The sequence below is a fragment of the Tolypothrix bouteillei VB521301 genome, from assembly GCF_000760695.4.
GTDB lineage: Bacteria > Cyanobacteriota > Cyanobacteriia > Cyanobacteriales > Nostocaceae > Scytonema > Scytonema bouteillei_A.
On the sequence record NZ_JHEG04000001.1, the window covers coordinates 7,556,859 to 7,581,223 of the forward strand.

Sequence of the window (24,365 nt, forward strand, 5' to 3'; positions counted from 1 at the left end):
GCCCAATACTATCAAAAGCCAAGCATCAGATAAACAGAAAAAGAACTCAATCACCGCCCAATTCTACAAGTTTACCAATGTTAAAATCTATCTTCGTCCAGCCCTTAAGTTGTCGTAAGTTGTTAAGCAATAGCAAGGCAATTTGCCAGTGGTGTACCATCAAAAACGGCAATGGGTCATGCAACTCGTAAATAGCATCAGTTCCTCGTAAAATATTCCTTATCCAAGATTGCAGTTGAGCAAAAGAACGAATGCCCGTCAGCCGCCAGACTTCATGATACAACCAGTATGTAGGTTTACTGTTTGGCACTGGAGCGAGGGGTTCGGCTAAAGGTTCTGTACCTAAATAAGCGTCTGCAACTTGAGGATGGTTGTAAAACATTGTAATCGCCGAATGGGTTCTAGGATTGCACTCAATTGCATAAACCTTCCCATCATCAGCTTGGATAAAATCAAAAGAAACTTGTCCGGTCAATCCTAGCCCTTTGACAAAATGCCTTACCCACTCCTGAATTTTAGGATTCTTAACATTCTCATAATTCACCTGAAAAGCCGAAGATTCCGAACAGCAGTGCAGTTTTAAATCTCCATTTCGGACTGTGCTGTGAGTGCAAAATTCTTTGCCAGGAATAAACTCTTGCATAATCCAAGGCTTCTCCAAGCTGATTGGCAAACTCTTCACAAATGCTGCTGTTTCTTCAGGTGTATTGCAAGGTAGTTTTGTAAGATCTAAACGACGTACAGAGTCGTAGGGAAGGCTTTTGAGAATATACTTGCGAGTTTCTTGAGAAAAATCGAAATTCAACACTTGCTCTGGGTTGGTAATCTTAAATGATTTGGGAACCGATAAACCCAAAGCTCGTGCTTTCTCACTAAAAGCAAATTTATCATCTAGCATTTTCGTCACATCAGCATCAAAATGCAAGACTTCACAATAAGGTGATAGTGCTGGCTTGGCTAGAGAATCGTAGTAACTAGCAACTGGGCTGGTGACAGGAACATAAACATCGATATTTTCTCGCTTAACGATGTCTACTAAGGTTTGAATATATTCCTCGGGCTCGTCTTGTGGAGTAGGAGTGGTGTAAAAGCGAGACACAGCATTAGAAAATCGGTGTCCTGATAACCAATACTTATGGGTTTCTATGAGAACAACCCTGTGTCCCGCAGCACTAAAGAAACGTGCAAGCTGCAAGGCTTTCGTCATTTTACCACCGCTAATAAGGATATTTTTAGCGCCTGCAACTGTCGTTTCTTGGGTACTGAAAAGACGGCTTAAGAAACTCCAAATTAAAGAAATCAGAACGATCGCTACGTTAATAGGTAGCGCTAACAAGAGCAATGTTAAAGCGCCTAAGTTTTGGAACAGGGCAATAAAACGTGTTTTTACACAAAAGGGTGGTGTTGCTGGTACTGGTGAAGAAAAAGAAATCGATTGTGTCATAAAAGGTGTTGGTTAGGTGTTAGTTGTTAGTTGTTAGTTGCTAATTGTTTTAACCACTAACCACTAACCACTAACTAGATCCGTCTGATGATAGTTAACCCATCTCTTAATGGCAATAGAACTTGTTCAACACGCGGATCGTCAGCAACGGTACGATTAAAGTTGGCGATCGCTTCACCATTTGGAGTACGGTTTTCGGGAGAGAGATACACTTGACCTTGTAATAGGGTATTATCCACGCAGATAAATCCCCCAGGAACTAGCAAATCTTTTTCCAACAGGGTATGAAAGTACTTTACATACTCCTTCTTATCAGCGTCTACAAACACAAAGTCAAATTTCTGACCATCAGCTGCCAGTTTCTGCAAAATTTCTAATGCGCCACCCACTTCTACACGAATTTTCTCCCCATGGGGGGATGCTTGAAAAGCAGAGCGGGCAAATTCTGCCGTGTATTGGTCAATTTCACAAGCAACGAGTTCTCCATCAGAGGGTAGAGCTTCTGCCATTGCCAACGCAGAATAGCCAGTGAACATACCTATTTCCAGTATCTTCTTGGCTTTGGTCATGTACACAAACATTTTGAGAATTTGTCCTTCCACATGACCCGAGAGCATTTCCTGTTCGAGTTCCCGTACCGTAGTCCCTTCGTCAAAGCGCTGACCCCAAGCTTCACAAGCAGTTTTCTCTGCTAACGCGGCTAAAGCCGGAGATTCACTTGTGGTGCATTCTTCTAGGTAAGGGTCTAAACCAGCTGACAAGCGGTATGCTACATCGATCTCTGCTGCTAACTGACTGGATGTTTTTCCATCTAGGGTTAGCAAAACAGTTTCTAGCTGTTTTGCTAAAATTCCCAATGGTGTAACAGGTCGAGCAATTGGTTTTTCAGCAACTTGAGATTGAGACATTAAACTTCGCTCCCAACGAGTTTTGGCTTATAGGTAGCTGGATACATTTCTACACCCTCACCACCACGAGGATAGTTTTGGCACAGCTGTTTGTGTTCCGATATAGCAGCTGCTAGTTCCTCACGAGTTAAATCGTTCATAAAGAAGCAATTGCCAATGGGTTTTGGCATTGCTGCTCTTAACAGACCGTCTCGTGTCAGGATAATCGATTGAGTTGCACGCCACATGAGTTCTTCATCCATTAGGGGATGATCTAGAGCGAGACCGAGACGGCTCATCAAACCTAGAATGCGATCGCGTTCTTCGCTGGTAATATAACCTCGTTGTGCGGCTAATGTTGCTGATAAAGCCATGTCAATGTTGACTGCATGACCGTGGAATATGGGAATGCGAGGAGCCAATTCCAAAGTGGGACTCCAAGTGTGACCGTAAGCAATAACGCGATCGAGGTCTAACTCATGGAGGTTGGGAATTTCCAACTCCAACATAGTTTTGATAGCTTCATAAGTCGCTTTATGAGCTATATCCCTAATTTCTGGTTCAGCATGAACGTAACCAAAATGAGTGCGAAGTAATTCCTCACCATACTCATCTAACAAATCGAAGACCTCTTTGTTAGCAACCACAGCAATTTTCACAAGTTCCGCCATACCATTACGGACTTGTGCTGTGGGAAGAGTTTGCAGAAAGGAAAAATCCAGGAAAACTTTTTTAGAGGCGTGATAAGCCCCCAAGCGGTTTTTCAGCTTTTTGTGATTAACCGCTACCTTAATAGCCACACTTGCATCAATCAATCCGATGAGTGTTGTAGGAATGCGAATGTAGTTAGAACTTCGACGATAAGCCGAACAAGCAAAACCCGCTACATCTGTAATCAATCCACCACCAATTACCAGTACGGGTTCCTTACGAACCAAACCAAAATCAGCAAAAGCATCTACAATTGTCTCAAATGATTCAATAGTCTTGTTTGACTCAGCGATCGTAATAGGGAAAAGCGTGAGGTCAATGCCGTAATACTCGAAATATTCCTGTATTTGGCTGCTATATAGCCTGTTTACGTTAGTATCTACAACAGCTAAACAACGTCCAAATTCCTTATAGACTTCTGCCAACTCAGTATTTTTGATTGAGAAAACCCCATCAACGTAAACTAGGCTATACTCAATCTTTTCGTAAGCTTCTACATGAAAAGCGCTTTCAGTAGCTTCAAACTTTGTGTGTACGTTACTCATTCTTTTCGATCCTAAGTTGACAATATCTCCTAATTTAATTAGGAGACTATTCGCAAAATAATTCAAATCTGCATACTATCTAACCCCAGATATACCTTTGAATAAATCACCCAAAAGATATATCCAATACAACAGAAAAACCTATACGAACTCTAACTTCTTACCCAAATAGGGTTTCAATCTTACTTTTTTGAAGTTTGTCCTGAATCTGCCAAGCCTTCTTATTAGCCAAATCACTTGCATCAGGTTACTTGCTGCTATACGCATAGATTCCAATACAAGAATAGGGTAGAGAGTTGTCAATCCTTTTTTTTTAACTAATTTAATACGATTTACCCAAACCCGATATCCTGTTTTATCATAAATATTTAATACTTAATCTAAATTTTTGGAAAAATCGAAAAATAAATCAAATTTTTGGAAAAATCGAAAAATAAATCATACGGATTTTAGAAGTTGTATTTATTACCTTTTTTCTAATTCTCATAATTAAAATAAACTTGATTGTTTAGCAGATATAAATATTTTTGCTTATTGGTCTAATACAGTCATTAGACGAACTGGGGATAGGGTTACCCTATCCAGATTCCGCACCCTCAACTGACTCATAGGAGGAGCATCCCAAAGAGTGCTATTTGCGCTCAGAATAGAATTCACCGACGGCAGGCGCTATCTCAGGAGGGGAGACGCTACGCGAACAACGGGGGAAACCCCCTCCGGGTTTCCCACGCCCTAGCAACTGGTGAGTCCAGCCCTGATAGCGCAGCGTGCTTTACCGTTTTTTCCATCTCTCTCAGGATAGACTTATCGCCAATTCTCAATCCCCTATGGGGAACATACTACAGATTGATGAGAAAACGGTTCATTGTAGATATAAAGTTGAGTGTACTTTTTTAAAGTTATTTATGTTGAACTCAACTTTACCAAAAACTATTCAAGATATTCTAGAAAAACAGAATGAACCAAACGCTGTCTTTAGTAGTTTGCTAGCAGCACTTGGAGAAGAGTTAAAATGCGATCGCTGTTTTCTCTATCTGAGAAATCCAGAACTCAAACTAGGAAAAATTGCTCACTGCTGGCGGCGAAGCCCTGAAATTCCAAATCTCATACAGCCTGAGTGGGAACCAGAACCAGAGTCTTTACCAAAAGAAGATCCTCTCTTTGCCGCTGCTTTACGAAAAGACACCTCGGTTTACGTAGAAGATGTAGAAACAGCCAATCCAGAAGTCGTCAATCGTGAGTTTGAGCGAAAACATCTCGGACATCGGGCGCTGATACACTCTCACTTAGTCTGGAACAATCAACTCTGGGGAATCTTGCAGCCCTGCATATTTGGGAACAAAAGAGAATGGTCAACCTTCGATCGTACTGTTATCACCCAACTCGAACGGGAGTTACCACCTTTAGCAGCTGCTTACGTTCAAGCGACTTTTAACCAATATTGAAACCCGCATTTGCTTGGACGGTTTTCCCCCACTCTTATTGCCGTTATCTCACCTAGAGTTTCGCCACAATTTAAATATGCTCTTATTTAAAAAGGCGAACTATGTTTCCATTTTCTTTTTGGTATAACAACTCTTGCTATGGTGGGGAAACAGTTTCTCGCAAAGCCCGCCTTGAACGCAAACTGAAATTTCTAAAGACTATGCGAGATGATTTAGAAACTAAACTTGCTGGTCTGAATGCTGCTATTAGTAACGTAGAGCAGCAGATAACTCAGGAAGATGTGACTCAAGTGTAAAGATAGTTAGTAGTTAGTTGTTAGTGGTTAGTTGTATTTTTAACGACTAACCACTCACTACCAACGACTGACGAGTCAAAATTCAACACGCTGTGCAGTACCAAAGACGCTGAGCGTTTGATAGGTCTGTAATTGTCCCGTTGGAGTAGGAACTACAAAACCAGGTTTCTTGCTAAAAATGACTTCAGTTTGAATTGTGCTTGTTCTTGAGCCTTCCGCAAGAAAAACCATTGGTAGCAACAAGGTTAAGCTTTCAAAACCTTCATCTACCAAATTATTTTTCAGCATCACTGTGACAATCCGACCCAGTTTAGTATCTTCTACTTGGATTTCCGAACCGCTGAAATTAAGGTTTTGGTTATGAGTCGTGAAAGTGAAGAGAGGCTCTCCGGTAAAACTGCTAGTTGAATAAGTAACCTGTAAATCGTAACCTTGTAACTCAAAGAGATTTGGTTCTAAAGTTGATGGAGTTGTTTCTTGTGTAGTTATTATCATTTTTCCAGCTATAATTTTTCACAGCTTATCTTGTTCTTCCAGTATGGGGAACTTTATAAAAAATTTGTAGTACCCTCTCAGGTACTTTGTATGAGCAAAGCAGTCTGAAAAGGCTGTATTTTTATTTCTATTTGAAGAATAATTAACCCTCTTATGTCAGCGCGAGAGAATAATTGAAGCGAATAGAATTTGCTGCTATACCAACAAAGTAACTCCGGTTGTGGATTCGCGAATAAACCCACAGTACGAGAGCCTCAAAGAGAAAAAGTAAGCTCAATTCTCCCTTGTTATTAAAATAAAGACGCAAACACATTTTGATAGTTTTTTCCCTCTACATAAGCAGTATTGGGTGAGAAAGTAGTTACTATTGCTAGTACCTTAACGACAAATAGAAGGAAATTAGAGCTTCCCAGTGGAAATATTATTGACAATAATAGAAAGAAATATAATATTCGTTCAGATGGATATGTGGAATTTATCAGGTGGCGATTGTTTGTTCAGCTTAGCGGCTCATGATAGTTTTATCTCCTCCATATTGATTCGTCCCAATGTTCATCAGGCACTTACAGTTTCACGGGACAATACTTTAAAACTGTGGGATCTTAATAGCGGTCAATGTTTGCGTACTTTTGAGGGTCATAGAGACTGGGTCGTTTCCACTGTCATTCATCCCAATGGTCACCAAGCACTCTCTGCATCATGGGACAATACTTTGAAGCTATGGGATTTAGAGAGCGGGGAATGCTTGCACACTTTTTCTGGTCATGCGTTTACCTGCGTTACAGTAAAAGTTTTTGTGACTTTTACTATTAAATGTAGTATGGACAAATTATAGATAAAAAAAGACTTGTCTAGTTATATCCGATCGCAAGAAATGAGAAAAAGGCACGCAATAGGGTGGTGATGGGTTTGACCCTGCACTCTGTAACAGAGGCAATCAGTGTAAACTCTATTTTAATCTTGCTACGGATATAACTCTGGAGAACAAGAATGATTCTTCTCAATGCACCTCAAGTTTTAGCGATCGCTGGAGAGAATGCGGTTCCCATCTCACAATTACCAAAGGTGTGGCAAGACATTGCTACGGGAGAGCCTAGCTTTGGACTGACAAGCCGCCAGAGCTATGTTGAGATGGCGCAGTTGTTCCAGTACAAGTTAGAACAGGGTGATGTTGACCTGTTTGACGAACGCCCAGAACTGGCTCGTCTCAAGCCAGCATTTACTGAGATATTTGGACAGTTAGCAAAAGAAACACTAGAATTTTACGGACAAGACTTTAAGATTGAGCGATACCCCGATTTTTCAGAAGTCGTTCGTGAATTTGAGTCAAAAGGAACGGAGTGGGCGAACGAACTGAAGGTCGCTCGAATCGCACAAGAACTGTTTCAAGAATTTGGTTACGAACTTCCTGCAAGCTTTTACCAAGTTCACCTTGCGCCTATTTACAGAGATACTGTATTTGAAGAACGTGCTCTGAGATTCGATCCCCGCGATCGCGAACACAAACGTGGATGGGATGCCGTGTTGCATGCAGGAAAAGTCTTTGCAGTGCAAATGAAAATACAAAGCATCGCTTCCAAATACGGTTTTACCTATCAACATGGTTGCGGCTGCGAGTCTCACTTATCTTCTATTGACCAAGCACGGGGCGCATTTGAGTACGAATTGAATCCTGAAAAGCGCCAACGTTGGATTCGCAGTTTTATCTGGACAGCATGGTACGAATACGCCTTTTTCCCCATAGTACCCAACACCAGATACTTGGTTTAATTTGGCTAGACTGAGGAGCAAACGATACCTTAAGCCCGTGTTCCCTATATCTTAAGGTAGTCTAGCGCTAAAGCTCTCTCCTATATTAGGAGAGAGCTTTTTTTGCATTTCATTAATTGTGTGTCAGAGCCAATTTATTTCCTATAAAGTTTTGGCGGTGTGATAGCTCGTAATAGATCGGGAGAAGGTACAGCATCCTTAACATTTATCTTGCGAGGAATAACTTTTTCTTGAAAATAAAAGTCAGCAACTTGCTGTTGTTCAGCAATGATAGAAGGTGTGAGTGCTCTTAACCGACGAACGGCTCTACGTGTCACTGTTTCTAAAACTGATGGCTCAATTTTTACTTCAGAAGCAAGCGCTTTAGCCGCTTCCGCTGGGTTGTTATCAGCCCATTCTCCTATTTTGTTTGCTTCTTCTAAAAACGCTCGCACCAATTCGGGATTTTCCGAGACAAATTGACGTCTGGCAATATAAAATCCATTCAAGGTATTAATACCACTTGCATTTCTCAAATTCCGAATAGGAATACTTTTTTCCACAAGAGCTAAAAAGGGATCGCCAGCGACCCACACCTCAACCTTGTCTTGAATAAAAGCATCGCGGGCTTCCGAGGGAGTTAAACCAACGACTTGAACATCACTAATTTTTAAATTTGCCTCTTTCAATGCTTTTGCTAGTAAATAATGGGCATTCGATCCCCTCTGAAAGGCAACTTTTTTGCCTTTTAAATCTGACAATTTTTTAATCGGAGAATTCGCTCTTACCACAATACCCTGACCCAAACCTTTACTAGGTGTGCGTCCGGCAATATAAATAACTTCTGTGATACCCGCTGCTTGGGAAAATATTGGTGGTGTCTCTCCTACACTACCGATATCTACTTTACCTGCATTCATTGCTTCTATTAACTGCGGTCCTGCAGGAAATGGACCTACCCAATTCACCGTTACACCTAATGCCTTAAACCGTGGCTCGACAGCTTTTTTAGCTTTAACTATATCCCCAGAGGTTTGGTAAGCCAAATTAATGACTTTTGACTTAAATCCTCCTGGTTTTGTTTGTGCTTGAGTACTTTGGATTTGATTACCTGCCAAAGATGTAGATAGTGCAAAAAATCCTACCATCGTATATTGCACAATCCGCTTTAATGCCGTGCGACGTTGTGGAAGAAATGGTATTTTCATAACTTTTCAAACAGCCTCTTAGATGCTCAAAAAAATTTTCCCTGCCTTCGGTCCGGCAGAGTAACAGCCATAAATTTTGGTTTTTTTCACCAAGGTTATCAATAGATTAGAAGTCAAAATATCTTAAAATCGATTGATTTACCGTATTTTTAGTGATACCAAAAAATCTTTCCATAGTTTGATGTAAAATGCAAGTAGTTCACCAGACATGAATGCTACGAAAAGGAAAAGACCTCAACCCCAATTCCATCTTTATCTATACAGTTCAATTCTCTATGAATTTAAGAGGCGGGTAAGGATGCCTACCTCTTAACATAGATGCGAGAATTTAGTATACAAATCTTAATCTTTAGGCTATCAAGTTAAACGTTTCAGCAAAATCTGCACAGGTTGAGCAAAATTAATCAAGCTTTTGACAAGAAGTGAAGGCTACACTCAACGTGTTCCTGCACTAGAAATTGTGATTGGTTGTTTATGACATACTCTCAAAATCAACGATCTATCTTGACCCGTCGTTACTTTTTAGGTCTTGCAGGACTGACCGCAGGTGGAGCAGCCTTTGTTACAGGTTACCATGCTTTATTCAATCAGTCTGGAGTACGGGCAAAGAAATCCGGACAACATTTGCCCGAACCAGAATTGTTACGCGTGCAACGCCTCGAACCTGATTTTGTAGAAGCTGAGATTGTCGCTAGCCACGCGTCTGTTGTTTTAGCAGGAATCAGAGTACAACCTTAATAGTATAATCCACCCATTCCACTTACACACCTATCCCTTTCAAATACTTGCAAGGCAAGATGCAGAATCTGGCACTTGGCTACCTGAACCATTCCGGGCATGGCGCGATAATATTAACGTACCCGGTCACTCCAAAGTGCGAATCGCTGTACCGTTCCGCGATTTTACTGGCAAAACCGTGTTTCATTGCCATATTTCTGAACACGAAGACAGAGGAATGATGGGAATACTTGAGGTTGAGGCATAACCTTTCATCTATTGAAGGTCAATGTGAGTAGCTCACGAACCTTATCTGGGACCTACCTCAGTACTTCCATCTGGCAAAATAGTATACCAGCAAAAAATGTATTAATTTTCACTAACCTATTTACTTAGAAACATGGGCGTACTGAGATAACGTTCGCCAAAAGAAGGCTGTATCATCACGATCAAACGCCCTGCATTTTCCGGACGTTGAGCAACCTGTATTGCCGCACACAAAGCAGCACCAGAAGAAATACCAGACAACAAACCCTCCTCTGTTGCTAGTCTTCGCCCGAAAGCCATTGCTTGCTCGTCACTCACTTTAATCACTTCATCGATCAAATCTCTGCGGAGAACCTCTGGGATAAATCCTGCACCAATACCTTGAATTTTATGCGCTCCTGGTTCACCTCCAGATAAAACTGGGCTGTTCGCTGGTTCTACTGCGATCGCTTTAAAACTGGGCTTGCGTTCTTTAATAACTTCAGTAATTCCAGTAATTGTTCCGCCCGTACCAACACCTGCAATAATAAAATCCACTTCCCCATCTGTATCTGCCCAAATTTCCTCAGCTGTGGTTTGTTTGTGAATTTTGGGATTAGCAGGATTGCAAAACTGTTGCAACATAACAGCGCCTGGAGTGGTAGCAACAATTTCTTCTGCTTTGCGAATTGCTCCTCGCATGCCCTCAGTTCCCGGAGTCAATTCCAAAGAAGCACCATAAGCTTGTAACATAGCACGTCGCTCCTGGCTCATAGTTTCAGGCATTGTCAGAATCAAACGATAACCGCGTGCGGCTGCTACCATCGCCAGCCCAATCCCCGTATTACCAGATGTAGGCTCCACTAAAATATTTTTTCCGGGCTCAATCACCCCCCCTTCCTCTGCTGCTTTTACCATACTTGCAGCAATACGATCTTTTACGGAGGCGGCGGGATTCATCCCCTCTAGTTTCACCACAATTTGAGCCACACATCCTTCAGACTGAGGTATTTTATTTAACTGAACTAAAGGAGTTCGTCCAATGACTTCTGTAATATCACGAGCAATTCGCATTCATCTGCTCCTAAAAATAAATTGGGGACAAGGGAGATAACGGGGATGAGGGGGATGAGGGGGATGAGGAAGAACTACTAATAACTATTCCAAATTTCTAATCCACAATTTGCTCATCCAAAAGTGTCAAGCCCTAATTGTATTATCTGTACGGGTTTTATGATGGCTATTTATTAAGGTTTTAGCTGTAGCGAATGAGTGTATAGCAAAAAAACTTGAGTACACAAATGCTAGAACCTCTTTTTAGAAAAACTAGTACCCAACAACTAAAAGACTAGAACCCATAACCCCAAATAATCTTACAACTCTTATTGAGTAAACCTTCCACAGATTGAGTACAACTCTAATTAATTTAATTAACTTGAATCCAGTTGAGTAAAAGTACTCTGAAACAGCCCTCCTGATATAAAAGCTATAGGATTTACGCAGAGATTCCCCTCTACCCCCCTATATTCTAAAGCGAAAGCTAAGGAGATAGGGGGGGCTTCTTCAAACAGTTAACCATTAACTACTAACTGTTAACTGATATATGAAATCTAAATTTGTTCAATTCTTCACGGTTTGTTTTGTTACCTTTGTCGTACTTTCTCCAGCGCTAGTGGTGTTTAGCATAATTTGGGAACGACATACAGAACTCGTGCAAATACGAGCATTAAGCTGTGAAATCGATAAGAGTCGTGAAAACTCAGTTCAATTAGCACCCATGCAAAAAAGTAAAAACTCTTATCCCGATAAATCTCAAACACAATTATTTGATACTAAATTTACTAACCAATCCTTAATTTCTTTAGAAAAACATCAAATTGTTACAATATTACAATTTCTTTTTCTATTTTTTCCTATCTTTATAGGAGTGTTCGTTATCTTATACGATAAGTATCTTATTTATCGAACAGTTACCTTTCAGCAAAAAGTAGAAATGCTGGAAAGGATTTGGCAACAAAATATTGAGCAATAAAAAGTTATGTCAGAACCAATTTCAGAACCAATTTCCGAGCAGTCTTTAGAAGAACGTCATAAATTGTATTGCGAACTTATTGAGAAATTGCTCCGTTGTCCTAACGGTCAAGAACCAGAAATTTTAGAAGCTCATTTAGAATTAATCGATCCTGGTTTAATACAAACAATGTTACAGGTAGCCACTGGATTTGCACATCAAGGCAATCAAGATGGTGCAAAATTTCTCATCCATGTTACAAAAGAACTTTCCAAACAACTCGGACTCTATCCTGAAATTCCAAATACCAAAGAAGTAGGAAAGGAGTAACAAAGAACAATGCTCTTGACTGAAATTGACGCAGGGCTCATCGCGTTAGAATTTCTCATGGCTGAGTGGAATATCTCTGATGAGGACAGACAGTGGTTTGTCATTGTTAATTCTCGTCTTATCGGTCAGTCTTGGTATGTTGTGGAACTATCTGTAGCAGGGCTACCCGATCGCTGGTACATTCAAGTCTACGATACTGGAGTATGCGATCCAAACTATACCTTTATCTCTCCTATTCGTGGTTTGGAAGGGTATGATGACCTGAAAGATTTGCCCTATCTCGTCGCTGAGGTGTTGGTGTCGGAACGCAATATTCGGTGACGGCGACAAAATAATTCGTAATTCGTAATAAAAAGAATTCAAGTATGAATTACGATTGCTAAGGGAGCGCCCTCTTTTAGCAAATTGTCCTCAGAATAGAATTCTAAAACTACACAAACAAAGCCTCCCTACGTGGACTTGAGAGCGAGTCTGCGTAGGTGAGCTTAGTCTGTAAAGCCGCGATTTCAATCGCTGATTTTCTTTAAAATTCTTTCAATAATCTATTGAAAGATTATGTATTTTGTTAATTTTTAAACTATAGTTAAACTTGGTATTTTTCACTCTTATTAAAAATAAAAAATAAATTCTTAAATTTGTAATGATTTCAATACTTTTTCATGGAAATATAACAAACTTATGTTATATTAAGTAAAGTGATAATCCCTACAAATATCACCTTCTGTAATGATTAGTGAAGACATTCTAACCCAAGAATTTCTCCGGGTCGTCAATCACTATTACCCAAAAGTAGGGGAATTATTAGACGGTTGCTATGTGAAAGTTATCTCTACTTACTGGGGACGACCTCCCAAGCGCTTGCTATATTTGGGAATTTATTGCTCTGACAACATAATGCACCACGTGCAATCTCATAAGGAAATACTCCGAGAAATTGCAGAAAACATGGGGCTTGTTCAGGTAGTTTTCCTAAACGCAACGCGGCTGCTACGCGATCCAATGTCCAAGCTGAAAGACGCACATCCTCGCTTGTGGTTGGATTTGCACTGGGTTTCTACCTAGGAAGACAGTTAGGACGCTTGCAATGAAAACTGGACTTTTTTGTAACTACGAAAACCATCACCAAAACTCCCATCTTGCTATTAAAGAGCAAGTTACGCTGATACAATACGCTGAAAGTTTGGGTTTTCAAGAAGCCTGGATTTCAGAGCATCATTTCAGTGAATTCAATCTCAGCTCGTCAATTATGGTGTTGATAGCACACTTAGCAGGTGTGACTTCAACAATCAAGCTGGGTACGGCTGCGGTTTTATTACCGTTTCATAACCCAATCCGAGTGGCGGAAGACATTGCTACATTGGACAATCTGTGTAATGGAAGGCTCTTATTTGGAGTCGCCAAAGGGGGACCATTTCCAGATCAAAACAAGCATTTCGCCATACCTATGAGTGAATCTCGCCCCAAAATGCTTGAGGCGATGGCTTTGATTCATCAGCTTTTGTATGAAACGGATGTATCGTTCAAGGGACGGTACTATCAGTGCGATCGCATTACAGTTTACCCAAAACCATTGCAAAAAGAAGTTCCAGTTTATATCGCAAGCGGTGATGAAGATGCTATTGCTTTCGCAGCACAACATTCCTTTGCTTTGATGGGAGGACCCCCGTTTTCCCTTGAAAGATTGAAGAAAACAGTTAGCCAATATCGTACCTTAAATTTCGGTGGTACTGAGAACTTGATGCTAGCACGCTTTTTCTATGTCGCTAAGACTTATGATGAAGCCGTCAGTGAGGCTTTACCTTTCATTCGCAAATTCAGTATGAAAATGAAAGCCAACACTGCTCGAGTGATACAGAACAGCCCAAATCAAAACCTGAAGCCTTTCGATCGCACAAACATCTGCTTTGATGAGGACTACTTAATTGAAAACTCTATTATTGGAGACGTTAAGACTTGTCGCGATAAAATCAAAAGATTTCAGGATGAACTGAATTTAGGGACTTTAGCACTGAAACCTTCATCTTTTAATTTGCAAAAAAATCTAGAGAGTTTAACGCGCTACAACCAAGAAGTGCGGAACTACGTCTAGAGCTTAAACTTAAGGCACTTAAATAAACCTTAGCTATTAGCTAGAAGGGGTAAGTTATGATGAAGAGACCCTTCCTCCCCCCGGAAGATATGCCACCCACTGAAGCAACGCAAATAGATAGAATCCTGCGTTGGCAATTAGAACGCTCCACGGGTAGATGCTTCTTTGAAGCATGCGATCGCATCACGCGAGCATTACTCTATAGTTGTCAGTGGTATATTACCACAAACGATGGTATTTTGACCTTAGTTATCGATTGTCCTGATATAGTTACCTATTGGCATATAGTCAGCAATATTCCACAGATAGGAAATCGGCTAGAGAGGTTTGCTAGCAATGCAAAAATTACTGTCCATCCTCCCTTTGGCAAAGGCGCACCGATTGAAGTGAGTGTGAATGAGATATCAGCTTATAGAGATTGGCTTTAATCAGTAACCAACTACCAGTAACCAGTAACCAGTAATAATAGGTTACTGGTTTTGTTGTACTGACGTGAGATATATAGACAACATTACAAAAACTCAGCCGCTCATAGTCGATGGAATGCTATGATTAGGTGTTTGTCGTAGATACCATTAAAACTATAACTTCGGGTTGATTGAGGGTAGAATATGACCCAAGCTTTATCAAAAACAGTAACATTTGATGAATTTATCGAATGGTATCCAGAAAATTCAGACCACAAATACGAATTACATGATGGTGTAATTGTTGAAATGCCTAAACCGACAGGACCGCATTCGGAAGTTGCAGGGTTGCTCAACGGCGAGTTATTTATAGAAATTCGCCGCTCTTCACTACCTTACTTCATTCCCAAAGAATGTGTTATTAAACCAAGAGATAATAGTGGTTATGAACCCGATATTATTGTTTTAGATAAACAACAAGTTTCCAATCATGAATCTCGTTGGAAAAAAGAGTCTATCATTACACGAGGCGATTCGGTTCGACTAGTAGTTGAAGTGGTTTCAACTAACTGGGAAGATGATTACGCTTTGAAATTAGAGGAATATGAATTGTTTGGCATTTGCGAATACTGGATTGTGGATTACCTTGCTCTTGGTGGTAGGCGATTTATTGGCAATCCCAAGCAAAAAACTATTTCAGTTTACTCATTGGTTGAGGGTATTTATCAACTTAACCAGTTTAGAGGTGACGACCGCATCGTGTCTCCAACATTTCCTGGGCTGACTTTAACTGCAAGACAAGTTTTTGATGCAGGTAGTAGTATACCGTAAGTTTGGTCAGATTCCTGACTTATTGTTTCCAGGCTTTTGAAAATGAGAGATTTAAACTCAGTTATTCCACCAATAGAATCCTTAAGGAAGTCAGGAATCTAACTTTTCACAAATGATTTAAGGCTGCTTATTTGCAAGTTTACTTAATAACCAGCTATACCAATTATCCAATCCCGTACCAGTCAATGCGGAAACTTGAAAAATACGAATGTGAGGATTGACTTGTTGGGCGTACTCTATACACCGATGAACGTCAAACTGTACGTAAGGCAGTAAATCAATTTTAGTCAGAATCATAACCTCACTTGCACGAAAGATGTGAGGATATTTTATTGGTTTATCTTCTCCTTCTGTGACTGAGAGAATCACAGCTTTAGCATTTTCACCCAAATCAAATAAGGCGGGACAAACTAAATTACCTACATTCTCAATCATTACAACCGAATTTAACGGAGGATTGAGTTGTTGCAGTCCCCTTTCTACCATTGCTGCTTCTAGGTGACAGCCCGTTCCCGTATTAATTTGTACAACTTTACAACCCGTTGCTTGAATTTTCTTGGCGTCGTTAGCAGTTTCTTGATCGCCTTCAATAACGCTAACGGTTAACTGGTGCTTCAAATCATTGATAGTTCTGGTTAATAAAGTTGTTTTTCCCGAACCTGGAGAACTCATAAGATTTAAAGCCAGAATATTTCGACCTTTAAACCAACCTCGATTTTGTGCTGCTATCAGGTTATTTTTTGCTAAGATATTTTGCTCTAATGATATAGTGGTGCCGTGAGTGTTGGCATGAATGTGAGAAGCTTCTTTTAAACTATCGCGATCGTGAGAATGGGAGATAACTGTTCCATCCGGTAAAGTGTGAGTGTGAAAATGCGGATGAGTATTCCCATTACCAGTTATTGGCTGTACTTCTTCCGTTTCAGGATTAATCATTGTGACTTCAGCATCATCAGAACAACCGCAAGTGACACACATAAATAATTTAAAATAAAAAGTTCAAAATTAAATTTCTATCTCTTTGATTTTTAATTCTGTACCTGCTATTACATCTAAATGTGTGCTGCCACACTGACAATTTCCAAAAGGCTTTGCTAGAGGAATTTCTGAGCCGCATTGGCAACAACGTGCCAATCCCGCAGGTTCTACAATTTCTAACTTTGCACCTTCTAAAATAGTTCCTTGAGTACAAACATCAAAACAAAACCTCACAGCATCGGGCATAATGGCAGAAAGTTTGCCAATTTCTAGTAAAACTCGCTGCACTTTTTTCCCTTGAGCGTGTTCGGATACAATGGCGACAATGTTTTGAGTAATTCCTAACTCATGCATATAATTATTAACAATAAATTTAACCCCTGTCTTGCGGGTTTCGATTGTATAGCCACGAATTCTATTCGTTTAGGTTGGTAAAAAAGTTTTGGGCGAATGGAATTCACCACTACACAAACGAAGTCCCTCTGGGTATCTCCTTACGGAGACGCTTCGCGATGCGAAGCTATGCCCGCAAGGGCTATACGCTAGTTCCCTACGGCGGGAAACCCGCCTGCAGGACTAGACTCACCGCCTGCGCGGACTAACAAAGAATTCTTTATCAAAGATTATCAAGTTATTTCTAATGAGAAAGTTTGATGAACTACAAATATTAAAGTTTATAGAATTCCCAATACAGGAGGCGGAGCCTCCTTGAAGTTATTTCCAGGCTAAGCCTGGAAACGAGGATTTGCAACGGTAATAGGCATTGGGCATCGAGCATGGGGGATCGGTTCCCAGTACTTCTTCCTTGTCGTCCTTGTCCCCCTTGTCTCGTCCTCAATTCCGCCGCGTGTTTCCCGTGCTTGGAGTCTTTTGCTCTGAAGTTTCAACCTTGGGTTTTTGATATTTCCCTGGATACTTCTTCTGAAAATATTCTTCCATAACTTGCAAAACTATCGGAGCAGAAACACTACCACCACCTCCGCCAGAGTGTTCGGCAAATGCTAACACTACAATTTCTGGCTTATCAGCTGGAGCATATCCTCCAAACCAAGCGTGGTTGGCTTTCTCACGACCCTTCCATGCTTCCGCAGTACCGCTTTTACCAGCAGCGGGAGGAATTGTTTCGACTCTAAGAGCAGCACCAGTGCCTTCAGATACCACCTTCCGCAATCCATCACGGAGAACTTTGATTGTTGATGGTTTCATATTTAAAGAGGTGCGCCAGTTAGATGCTACCTCGTTATCTTTCAGCAAATGAGGCTTAACCCGGTATCCACCATTGGCTGGAACAGCAAACATCGCTGCAACTTGTAGTGGTGTCGTTTGTAAAGCACCTTGACCGATAGACATATTGATGCTGTCGCCTACCGTCCAAGGCATTTTCCAAACTCTTCGCTTCCATGCTTCGTCTGGAACGTTCCCTTTGGCTTCTTCGGATTCAAACTCAATACCTGTTTTCTCGCCAAATCCGTATTTGCGAGTCCATTCAATGAGAGTTCGACCGCCAACACCCCGACCAATTTGGTAGAAGAAAGTGTCGCTACTCCATGCTAAAGCACCTGCAAATCCCAGAGGACCGAATCCCTTGTGGTTCCACTCGCCGAAAGTCACCCCACCAACACTGAGAGAACCAAAAGTTTGTAGCACTGTGTTGGGAGAATATTTTCCTGACTCCAGCCCAGCTGTTGCAGTGACAACTTTAAAAGTACTCGCGGGTGGGTAAACGCTGCTGACTGCACGATTGAGCAAAGGAAAACCTTTACCTTGTACGCTTTCCCAATCTTTTTTAGAGAGTCTTTGCTTGGAGAAAATATTTGGATCGAAGCCGGGGTGAGATACCATTGCTAAAACACCCCCAGTATTTGGGTCAAGCGCCACAATAGCACCATTACGACCCTTTAACGCTTTTTCTGCTGCTAATTGTGCGTTAAGATCTAAAGTCAAATGAAGGTCATTGCCCGATTTGGCTTGTTTTTCTCCCAAGACACGTATCGATCGCCCTCTACTATCTACTTCTACTTGCTGACCGCCCCATTCACCTCGTAATGTTTTTTCATAAGCCTTTTCCACTCCCATTTGACCGATAACATCGCCGAGTCGGTAACCGTCTTTTTTCTTTTCTTCCAACTGTTCGGCTGTGAGTTCTCGTGTATAACCCAATACGTGAGCTAAGGCTTGACCGTAGGGATAATAACGGACTGCTTCCGTATGAACTTCCACACCCGGTAGTTCGTTTTCATACTCTTTTAAAGCAGTAATTTCTGCTTCGCTGAGGTCGCGAGCAATCCGCACCAGAGAAGAATTGGCACCCGCTTCTTCTAATTTATCGACAATTTCTTCTTCGGTCATATCGAGAATTTTTGACAAGCGCGGACTCACAACCGACCATGCTGGTTTTGTATGTGCCATTGGCCACAAGTATACAGAACGCGGATAGCGAGTTGTGGCTATAACTTTACCATTGCGATCGAAGATGTTCCCCCGTTCTGGTTGTTTGGGAATTATCCGCACCCGGTTTGACTCTGCTCTTTGCCGAAGTTTTGGACCTTCAAGAACTTGTAAGTATGCCAAGCGAGCGCCGATACCCGTAACTAATAATAAAGGTAGTAATATAAAAGATAAGGGCTGGTACGATCGCCCAACAGTACGTATATCTCTTTCTTTTGTTGGCTGAGAGGATTGCAACAAAGTCATAATAGTTAAAACATAACAATTGCAAGACTGGCGTTATCTGTATACAATGACGCTCATCCCAGATCCGAAAAAATTAACACTAAAGGACGATCGCTCAGCCCTGACTGGTCTTTTATTCCCAAATGCATTTGTAGAAAGCTTTTGTGCGAGGCTCAGCCTGGGAACGAGGGCGATCGCCGACGATCGCCCTTCAGGTGAAAAGCTGAACCACGGCTGGCTTAGTCACTTTCCCCATAGCATTGCGAGGTAATTCTTCAACTGACAGAATTCGAGTTGGTACTTTATAAACTGCCAATCTTTCTTTTGCCCAACTTCTAAAAGCTTCCAATGTTAACCGATCTGAGTGTTGCAAAACTAACGCTGCACAAACCCGTTCGCCCCATTCTGGATCTTTAACCCCAACAACTGCACACTCTTGAATATCTGGATGGGTTCGCAACACTTCCTCTATTTCCAGTGCAGAAACTTTATACCCTCCTGTTTTGATAATATCCACGCTCATCCGTCCTAAAATGCGGTAGTTACCGTTCTCAACTACGGCAAGATCTCCAGTTAAAAACCAGCCATCTTGGAAGGCTTTTGCTGTTGCTTCGGGGTTTTGCCAGTACTCCAAAAACACTCCAGGTCCTTTGACTTGGATCTCTCCTGGTGTCCCTGGTGGAACTAACACTCCACTTTCATCGACTAATCTGACTTCCACTTGCGGCAAAGGTGTTCCTACATATCCCGCATACCGTTGACCCTGTAAAGGGTTTGATAGCGCCATACCAATTTCAGTCATGCCATAACGCTCAAGCAGAAAGTGGTTGCCGATCGTTTTCCATTTTTCTAAAACTTGAACTGGTAACGCTGCTGAACCGGAAACCATCAAGCGCATTTTAGCACAGCCTTCTGACATCTTTTTTTGGCGCTCGCTAGAAGCTGCTTCCCAAGCAGCAATTAACTTGACATAAATGGTAGGAACTGCCATAAACAGGGTTAAGTCGCCCTGAGAAATTCGGTTCCACACGATGTCGGCATCAAATTTGCCCAGTATATGGCACTCCGCCCCAGCCCATAAAGCACAGGTTAGTACGTTAATAATCCCGTGAATGTGATGTAATGGGAGTACGTGCAAAATGCCATCGCTAGATGTCCATCCCCAAGCAACAATCAAGCTAGTCACTTGTGCTTGAATATTGTCATGAGTTGTCACCACACCTTTCGGTTTACCTGTTGTACCGCTCGTATAGAGAATTAATGCACGTCTGGAGATTTCTACTTGTGGGAGGCTACAGACATCAGACGATCGGATGTCTGACGTCAGAATAAATCGCAAATTTTGTGCTTCCGCAATGGGGCGCAATATACTCTCAAAATTTGAGTGAGCAACAATCATTGATGCTCCCGAATGTGTAATGACATACTCTAATTCCGGTCGCGGGTGGGAATTACACAGTGGTACAGCTATACCCCCCGCCCGCCAAATACCCCATTGAGTAGCTGCATACTGAAATCCAGGCGGAATTAGGAAGGCTACTCGCTGCTCCTGTAAATCTTCTGCATCTTGTAGCAGACTTGTTGCAATTTGACTGGAGGTGTGGAGCAAATCCCGGTACGTAAATGCTCCTTCAGTTGTCACGATCGCTATTTTCTCGTTATGTTCTTCAGCACGGGCTATCAATGGGAGATTCATGTTGTTTACCGATTGAGATGATTGACTGGAGGTTTAGGGGGACACCAAAAGAGATTCTTGCTAGACACCCCAAGGGATTCAAGAATTCCTCGCATCACAGAAGTGCAATACATCCAGTGACCTAAATCGTCATACATCCGATCGGGGTTAAACTCCAGGTTGTAATGTATCACATTGGGGAGGTCTGAAAACTCATGACTGGATTGAGGAGAAAGGAGCAACAGATGAAAAGACTTTCCCTGACATTGTTTTTCCAGCTTGTTTATGAGATCCATCACACCACCCCGATCGGCAAGACCCGTGCGAACGAAAAGCGCCTTATCGCAGTTTTGGAGCGTGTACCAAAATCTTTCGGAACGTGCTGTATACCGCTCGCGCATCCGTTCAAAGACAGGAGACAAATCTTGAAGGGGGTTGTCCGTGTCCTCAACTTCATGAGCAAAGGACAAACCCGTCCATTTACTGTGGTAGATTCTGTGTGCCTCTGGATTGTAATGTAGGAAGCGAGGGTTCCATATATCATAAAAACCGTTTTCGATGATATCCGCAATATCTGCAATATTGGTAGTGCGCGTGAGATCGAAGGGAAAAGCGGGACCATCGTACTCCATCTTGTATAACATCATCCGCACGGCACAGCGATCGCCCAACGGGATAATTGCGACACGGCTGATATCTGATAATTTGCATTTGTATTGGAAGGCTACAGCAGACTTGGGTGGTATTTTTACCCGGCTTTCCAACCCATAAGGACCTATCATCATGGTACGGAAGGGGATCTCGGGATGAAACGGATCTTCATAAACACCTCCTGATATGGCTTTCAATACGCTACGCACCTCTTGCCACATAGGATGGATGTTGTACTCGTGGTCTGATTCGTTAATCACCCAGAGACGTTGCTCGTTCTCTTGCACAATTCCCAATTGCTCGTTATGGAACAAAACTTGTGAGTTCGGCGTTGAAAAAAGATTGAAAGCAGCACTGTATTCCAGGTTAGCACCAGGGGGAATATTCACTGTAGTTTCAATCGTGCCATCCTCTTGCACGGCAAAGAAAGGGAGTATTCCTTGATAAACAAATTTCGTAATGTAGACACCAGGTATCAATCCTGCCTTACTTTGCAGTGTAGTTTGGAATTCCTGCCAATAGGGAGCGATGGTATAGCTGTAAGGTGATGAGTTGACAATCTGCAAACGCTTCTCTTCAATAGAGGCAAAAACTTGGAAGCCCCCATCGTCGAGGTAGATAGAGGCTTTGTTTGACTGCTGGAAACTTTTTTTTTCTTTTATCAACTCCTCTCGATCGATTTCAAATAAGCGCAAGTCAATCGCCTGATACATGAGACGGTGAGCGATCGTATTGGGATGAGATGGATCGAAAGACGTCCCCTCCTTCCATTTTCCTTGTCCGTCATCCAGGATTGCCAACCAATCCAGTACCGGAACGCCCCAATTGAGCATGCGGTTTTGCGTCCCCTTAAGTAGCGAGTGATGTTCTGGAGAATAGTTGTCATGGGGATAAACCCCTCCCAGAATTGGACGTGCGCCTATTTCCCGTGTCATTTTCACAAGCTGCTGCAAGCCACTTTCAAAGCGCCTTTGAACTGCGCGTCGTTCCTGGGGGGGACAATAAGCTAACCCTTCATTACCCAAAGATAGGGCAATAATAACCACATCTGGTTTTTCTGGCGTAACAACTGACGCAAAACGCTCGATTGTTCGGCTGACATTTGCCCCTACCTCCGATACATTCACAAGTTGGTGTCCGTATGTTTGTTGCAAAGCCTGTCCCAACAGCCAAGCCCAACCTTTCAACAACCAAGCTTTATGACCTCGTGCAACGGAACTCCCTATCACAACGATTTTTAGTCCTTCAGAGACTTCCTGTAAAGACATTTCAACAGTAGGTTCTTTAACATACCCAAAGGGGTAAGGCTGCAAATAACCAAATGCACCATCATCCACAACGATGCTGCTGTATCGATCGCCTCTATCAACAGGTACCCAACGGTTCCGTCCAAAAGCTTCCCATCTTGCGTTGCCTTGAGAATCAATATGTACATATTTATACTCAATTTTCTGGGAATTGCTTAACGCTCTTTCTGCAGTGCTTGGGGGATCGCCTGAGTTCAAAATAGACCCAAAATTGATTTCCGTATCTGTCCACCATAATGGATAGTGATCGGCAGTTGTCCGCAGGCGAACGCATTTTGTAACATCCCACAATCCCAATTCAGGAGTAGAACCAACCAGACCGATAGATTCGCCCGCTTGCGTGTGTGCAATAATCTGGAATTGATACATAAATTTTTGGCTAATTTAGAAATATACGATGCCTGACACCGAAGCGCTCAATCCTCATAGAGCTTAGGGGTAAGGGAAAAGAAATTTACTTTCACCTTGAAGTCATCCACAAGATTTAGGATAAAGGCTGATATTTAAGAACTGGTAATGGTGCCAACAATATACTGTCCTTAAATTGCGTTTTATATATTAAGAATTGTAAAATATCCTTACCCCTCGTTCCCAGGCTCAGCCTGGGAATGCCTTAGTAGAGGCTCCGCCTCCCCCAACATCTCTACCTCCAACAATCCCACCTGACCAATGTAATTCCGATAGCTAGAATATCGCCAATGAGCAGGTTCATCCACATAACCACGCTTAACAGGATTGTTATGAATATAACCCAACTTTTGTCTGAACATTTCCTCGTCTAAAATAGCTTGAGGATGAAAGCCTTCCTGCCAAAGTTGATATTCTTGGTCGTGCTTATATTTAAGTTTGTAGAATTCAAGCTGATTAAGGATATAATTATTATTATCTTTCTTAAGTAAATCAATAATAGAACGAGCCGTAAATGATTTAAAATTGCATATTTCTTTTGATAAACTTGCAGCAGATGCAATTAAATGAAGATGATTCTCCATAATGACGTAGGCATGAAGAGTTAATCGTTGACGCTGATGGAGAAATTTAAGAGAGTCTAAAATAATTTGTGCAATTTCTACTTGGCTGAATAAGGGTATCCAGTTAACTATGGTGCAGGTGAGAAAATGGGGTTGAGTTCCCAGTACTTGATAGCGGCTGCGTCCCATTATTTTACTTTATGTATGTAGTGAGGTGGTGAGGCGGAGCCTCTAGGAAGGCATTCCCAGGCTCAGCCACCGGATCGAGGAATGTAAGGAACAATTATCAACTAAATGACTTATGCGATCGCGTATGGTAGTGTTTGCGATTTTTGTATTTGTTGAATAACAACAATCGCTGTTCCTATTACCACAATCAATAAAAGCATTCCTCCTGCTCCATGCACAAGCCCTACTGCATACGAGGTTTTTGCTATAGCAGCACACTTGGTAGCACAAACCTGTTGAAAGTGACTTATCAATAAAGTATTTCCTAATTCCAGTATTTTATCAGTGATGATAGGAGCTACTGTAAAAAAGAACTGTCCCATAAGATAAAAAACCTGCTATTTTTTCTTTTATTACTTTAGCTTTTTGTATCATTAGGAATAGACAATACATACAATCTTTAAATTCAAATATCTTACCTAAGTAAATTTTGAAAATCACTTATAGCTTATTAGATATAAATCGGCTTTT

26 protein-coding genes are annotated in these 24,365 nt (G+C 41.6%); 13 read left to right on the plus strand and 13 right to left on the minus strand.

The features are described from left to right. Positions 1-46 precede the first annotated feature (46 nt). From HC643_RS30915 to HC643_RS30925, 3 genes are all read right to left on the minus strand, one after another. Positions 47-1,444: an ATP-grasp domain-containing protein gene (locus tag HC643_RS30915; protein WP_038082178.1), complete on the minus strand. Its 1,398-nt coding sequence runs from the start codon at positions 1,442-1,444 to the stop codon at positions 47-49. A 74-nt stretch (positions 1,445-1,518) separates the two neighbouring features. Then, entirely contained in the window at positions 1,519-2,352 is an 834-nt protein-coding gene (locus HC643_RS30920) for an O-methyltransferase (protein WP_038082179.1), read from the minus strand. Further along, positions 2,352-3,587, minus strand: a complete 1,236-nt coding sequence (locus HC643_RS30925; protein WP_038082180.1) for a sedoheptulose 7-phosphate cyclase — start codon at positions 3,585-3,587, stop codon at positions 2,352-2,354. The genes HC643_RS30920 and HC643_RS30925 overlap by 1 nt, the downstream gene beginning before the upstream one ends. A 905-nt stretch (positions 3,588-4,492) precedes the next feature. On the opposite strand from HC643_RS30925, the gene HC643_RS30930 reads away from it, so the two are divergent. After that, positions 4,493-5,032 (plus strand): GAF domain-containing protein, encoded by a 540-nt coding sequence (locus HC643_RS30930; RefSeq protein WP_038082307.1) that lies wholly within the window; start codon positions 4,493-4,495, stop codon positions 5,030-5,032. A gap of 101 nt (positions 5,033-5,133) precedes the next feature. Beyond that, positions 5,134-5,328, plus strand: coding sequence for a hypothetical protein (locus tag HC643_RS30935; RefSeq protein WP_038082181.1), 195 nt, complete (start codon positions 5,134-5,136; stop codon positions 5,326-5,328). Positions 5,329-5,403: 75 nt separating this feature from the next. Here the strand turns inward: HC643_RS30935 and HC643_RS30940 are convergent, their stop codons facing one another. Continuing rightward, on the minus strand, positions 5,404-5,823 hold the full coding sequence (locus tag HC643_RS30940; RefSeq protein WP_038082184.1) for a hypothetical protein: 420 nt from the start codon (positions 5,821-5,823) through the stop codon (positions 5,404-5,406). A 460-nt stretch (positions 5,824-6,283) separates the two neighbouring features. Here HC643_RS30940 and HC643_RS30945 point away from each other — a divergent pair, with 460 nt between their 5' ends. Both HC643_RS30945 and HC643_RS30950 read left to right on the plus strand, forming a co-directional pair. Continuing rightward, complete coding sequence (locus HC643_RS30945) at positions 6,284-6,658, plus strand: WD40 repeat domain-containing protein (RefSeq protein WP_050046662.1); 375 nt, start codon at positions 6,284-6,286, stop codon at positions 6,656-6,658. A 155-nt stretch (positions 6,659-6,813) separates the two neighbouring features. After that, positions 6,814-7,593, plus strand: coding sequence for a hypothetical protein (locus tag HC643_RS30950; RefSeq protein ID WP_038082187.1), 780 nt, complete (start codon positions 6,814-6,816; stop codon positions 7,591-7,593). Positions 7,594-7,727: 134 nt separating this feature from the next. Here the strand turns inward: HC643_RS30950 and HC643_RS30955 are convergent, their stop codons facing one another. Continuing rightward, positions 7,728-8,780 carry an aliphatic sulfonate ABC transporter substrate-binding protein gene (locus tag HC643_RS30955; protein WP_038082189.1) on the minus strand — a complete coding sequence of 351 codons (1,053 nt, stop codon included), beginning with the start codon at positions 8,778-8,780 and terminating at the stop codon, positions 7,728-7,730. 474 nt (positions 8,781-9,254) lie between these two features. Here HC643_RS30955 and HC643_RS30960 point away from each other — a divergent pair, with 474 nt between their 5' ends. Together HC643_RS30960 and HC643_RS42675 are read left to right on the plus strand one after the other, a co-directional pair. Next, a complete protein-coding gene (locus HC643_RS30960; RefSeq protein ID WP_050046661.1) occupies positions 9,255-9,518 on the plus strand; it encodes a twin-arginine translocation signal domain-containing protein in 264 nt (87 codons plus the stop codon). Positions 9,519-9,561: 43 nt separating this feature from the next. Further along, a complete protein-coding gene (locus HC643_RS42675; protein WP_408019916.1) occupies positions 9,562-9,765 on the plus strand; it encodes a multicopper oxidase domain-containing protein in 204 nt (67 codons plus the stop codon). Between the two features lie 116 nt (positions 9,766-9,881). Here the strand turns inward: HC643_RS42675 and cysK are convergent, their stop codons facing one another. Next, positions 9,882-10,817: a cysteine synthase A gene (cysK, locus tag HC643_RS30970; RefSeq protein ID WP_038082192.1), complete on the minus strand. Its 936-nt coding sequence runs from the start codon at positions 10,815-10,817 to the stop codon at positions 9,882-9,884. 529 nt (positions 10,818-11,346) lie between these two features. Here cysK and HC643_RS30975 point away from each other — a divergent pair. The 7 genes from HC643_RS30975 (at position 11,347) to HC643_RS31005 (ending at position 15,411) form a co-directional block, all read left to right on the plus strand. Next, the gene (locus tag HC643_RS30975) at positions 11,347-11,775 is read left to right on the plus strand and encodes a hypothetical protein (protein WP_038082193.1); all 429 of its coding nucleotides are present in this window, start codon (positions 11,347-11,349) and stop codon (positions 11,773-11,775) included. A gap of 6 nt (positions 11,776-11,781) precedes the next feature. Next, positions 11,782-12,084, plus strand: a complete 303-nt coding sequence (locus HC643_RS30980; RefSeq protein WP_050046660.1) for a hypothetical protein — start codon at positions 11,782-11,784, stop codon at positions 12,082-12,084. A 9-nt stretch (positions 12,085-12,093) separates the two neighbouring features. Then, positions 12,094-12,405: a hypothetical protein gene (locus HC643_RS30985; RefSeq protein WP_038082194.1), complete on the plus strand. Its 312-nt coding sequence runs from the start codon at positions 12,094-12,096 to the stop codon at positions 12,403-12,405. Positions 12,406-12,810: 405 nt separating this feature from the next. Further along, positions 12,811-13,146, plus strand: a complete 336-nt coding sequence (locus tag HC643_RS30990; protein WP_038082196.1) for a hypothetical protein — start codon at positions 12,811-12,813, stop codon at positions 13,144-13,146. Positions 13,147-13,168: 22 nt separating this feature from the next. Continuing rightward, complete coding sequence (locus HC643_RS30995; protein WP_038082197.1) at positions 13,169-14,173, plus strand: LLM class flavin-dependent oxidoreductase; 1,005 nt, start codon at positions 13,169-13,171, stop codon at positions 14,171-14,173. Positions 14,174-14,229: 56 nt separating this feature from the next. Continuing rightward, the gene (locus HC643_RS31000; protein WP_038082198.1) at positions 14,230-14,601 is read left to right on the plus strand and encodes a hypothetical protein; all 372 of its coding nucleotides are present in this window, start codon (positions 14,230-14,232) and stop codon (positions 14,599-14,601) included. A 183-nt stretch (positions 14,602-14,784) separates the two neighbouring features. After that, a complete protein-coding gene (locus HC643_RS31005) occupies positions 14,785-15,411 on the plus strand; it encodes a Uma2 family endonuclease (RefSeq protein ID WP_038082199.1) in 627 nt (208 codons plus the stop codon). 117 nt (positions 15,412-15,528) lie between these two features. Here HC643_RS31005 and hypB read toward each other — a convergent pair whose 3' ends face one another. The 7 genes from hypB to HC643_RS31040 form a co-directional block, all read right to left on the minus strand. Further along, positions 15,529-16,389, minus strand: coding sequence for a hydrogenase nickel incorporation protein HypB (hypB, locus tag HC643_RS31010; RefSeq protein ID WP_038082201.1), 861 nt, complete (start codon positions 16,387-16,389; stop codon positions 15,529-15,531). A gap of 27 nt (positions 16,390-16,416) precedes the next feature. Beyond that, positions 16,417-16,743 (minus strand): hydrogenase maturation nickel metallochaperone HypA, encoded by a 327-nt coding sequence (hypA, locus tag HC643_RS31015; RefSeq protein ID WP_038082202.1) that lies wholly within the window; start codon positions 16,741-16,743, stop codon positions 16,417-16,419. 480 nt (positions 16,744-17,223) lie between these two features. Continuing rightward, on the minus strand, positions 17,224-19,083 hold the full coding sequence (gene mrdA / locus HC643_RS31020) for a penicillin-binding protein 2 (protein WP_038082203.1): 1,860 nt from the start codon (positions 19,081-19,083) through the stop codon (positions 17,224-17,226). Between the two features lie 190 nt (positions 19,084-19,273). Further along, complete coding sequence (locus HC643_RS31025) at positions 19,274-20,758, minus strand: acyl-CoA synthetase (RefSeq protein ID WP_038082204.1); 1,485 nt, start codon at positions 20,756-20,758, stop codon at positions 19,274-19,276. Positions 20,759-20,763: 5 nt separating this feature from the next. Further along, positions 20,764-23,064, minus strand: a complete 2,301-nt coding sequence (locus HC643_RS31030; protein WP_050046659.1) for a DUF1796 family putative cysteine peptidase — start codon at positions 23,062-23,064, stop codon at positions 20,764-20,766. Between the two features lie 209 nt (positions 23,065-23,273). Next, the gene (locus HC643_RS31035; protein WP_050046658.1) at positions 23,274-23,855 is read right to left on the minus strand and encodes an REP-associated tyrosine transposase; all 582 of its coding nucleotides are present in this window, start codon (positions 23,853-23,855) and stop codon (positions 23,274-23,276) included. Between the two features lie 110 nt (positions 23,856-23,965). Next, entirely contained in the window at positions 23,966-24,217 is a 252-nt protein-coding gene (locus tag HC643_RS31040) for a hypothetical protein (protein WP_038082207.1), read from the minus strand. Positions 24,218-24,365: the final 148 nt, after the last annotated feature.

Bases quoted from the DNA above. Each gene is read 5' to 3' on its own strand.
- HC643_RS30915 (WP_038082178.1), bottom strand. From the start codon at position 1,444: ATGACACAATCGATTTCTTTTTCTTCACCAGTACCAGCAACACCACCC.
- HC643_RS30920 (WP_038082179.1), bottom strand. From the start codon at position 2,352: ATGTCTCAATCTCAAGTTGCTGAAAAACCAATTGCTCGACCTGTTACA.
- HC643_RS30925 (WP_038082180.1), bottom strand. From the start codon at position 3,587: ATGAGTAACGTACACACAAAGTTTGAAGCTACTGAAAGCGCTTTTCAT.
- HC643_RS30930 (WP_038082307.1), top strand. From the start codon at position 4,493: ATGTTGAACTCAACTTTACCAAAAACTATTCAAGATATTCTAGAAAAA.
- HC643_RS30935 (WP_038082181.1), top strand. From the start codon at position 5,134: ATGTTTCCATTTTCTTTTTGGTATAACAACTCTTGCTATGGTGGGGAA.
- HC643_RS30940 (WP_038082184.1), bottom strand. From the start codon at position 5,823: ATGATAATAACTACACAAGAAACAACTCCATCAACTTTAGAACCAAAT.
- HC643_RS30945 (WP_050046662.1), top strand. From the start codon at position 6,284: ATGGATATGTGGAATTTATCAGGTGGCGATTGTTTGTTCAGCTTAGCG.
- HC643_RS30950 (WP_038082187.1), top strand. From the start codon at position 6,814: ATGATTCTTCTCAATGCACCTCAAGTTTTAGCGATCGCTGGAGAGAAT.
- HC643_RS30955 (WP_038082189.1), bottom strand. From the start codon at position 8,780: ATGAAAATACCATTTCTTCCACAACGTCGCACGGCATTAAAGCGGATT.
- HC643_RS30960 (WP_050046661.1), top strand. From the start codon at position 9,255: ATGACATACTCTCAAAATCAACGATCTATCTTGACCCGTCGTTACTTT.
- cysK (WP_038082192.1), bottom strand. From the start codon at position 10,817: ATGCGAATTGCTCGTGATATTACAGAAGTCATTGGACGAACTCCTTTA.
- HC643_RS30975 (WP_038082193.1), top strand. From the start codon at position 11,347: ATGAAATCTAAATTTGTTCAATTCTTCACGGTTTGTTTTGTTACCTTT.
- HC643_RS30980 (WP_050046660.1), top strand. From the start codon at position 11,782: ATGTCAGAACCAATTTCAGAACCAATTTCCGAGCAGTCTTTAGAAGAA.
- HC643_RS30985 (WP_038082194.1), top strand. From the start codon at position 12,094: ATGCTCTTGACTGAAATTGACGCAGGGCTCATCGCGTTAGAATTTCTC.
- HC643_RS30990 (WP_038082196.1), top strand. From the start codon at position 12,811: ATGATTAGTGAAGACATTCTAACCCAAGAATTTCTCCGGGTCGTCAAT.
- HC643_RS30995 (WP_038082197.1), top strand. From the start codon at position 13,169: ATGAAAACTGGACTTTTTTGTAACTACGAAAACCATCACCAAAACTCC.
- HC643_RS31000 (WP_038082198.1), top strand. From the start codon at position 14,230: ATGATGAAGAGACCCTTCCTCCCCCCGGAAGATATGCCACCCACTGAA.
- HC643_RS31005 (WP_038082199.1), top strand. From the start codon at position 14,785: ATGACCCAAGCTTTATCAAAAACAGTAACATTTGATGAATTTATCGAA.
- hypB (WP_038082201.1), bottom strand. From the start codon at position 16,389: ATGTGTGTCACTTGCGGTTGTTCTGATGATGCTGAAGTCACAATGATT.
- hypA (WP_038082202.1), bottom strand. From the start codon at position 16,743: ATGCATGAGTTAGGAATTACTCAAAACATTGTCGCCATTGTATCCGAA.
- mrdA (WP_038082203.1), bottom strand. From the start codon at position 19,083: ATGACTTTGTTGCAATCCTCTCAGCCAACAAAAGAAAGAGATATACGT.
- HC643_RS31025 (WP_038082204.1), bottom strand. From the start codon at position 20,758: ATGAATCTCCCATTGATAGCCCGTGCTGAAGAACATAACGAGAAAATA.
- HC643_RS31030 (WP_050046659.1), bottom strand. From the start codon at position 23,064: ATGTATCAATTCCAGATTATTGCACACACGCAAGCGGGCGAATCTATC.
- HC643_RS31035 (WP_050046658.1), bottom strand. From the start codon at position 23,855: ATGGGACGCAGCCGCTATCAAGTACTGGGAACTCAACCCCATTTTCTC.
- HC643_RS31040 (WP_038082207.1), bottom strand. From the start codon at position 24,217: ATGGGACAGTTCTTTTTTACAGTAGCTCCTATCATCACTGATAAAATA.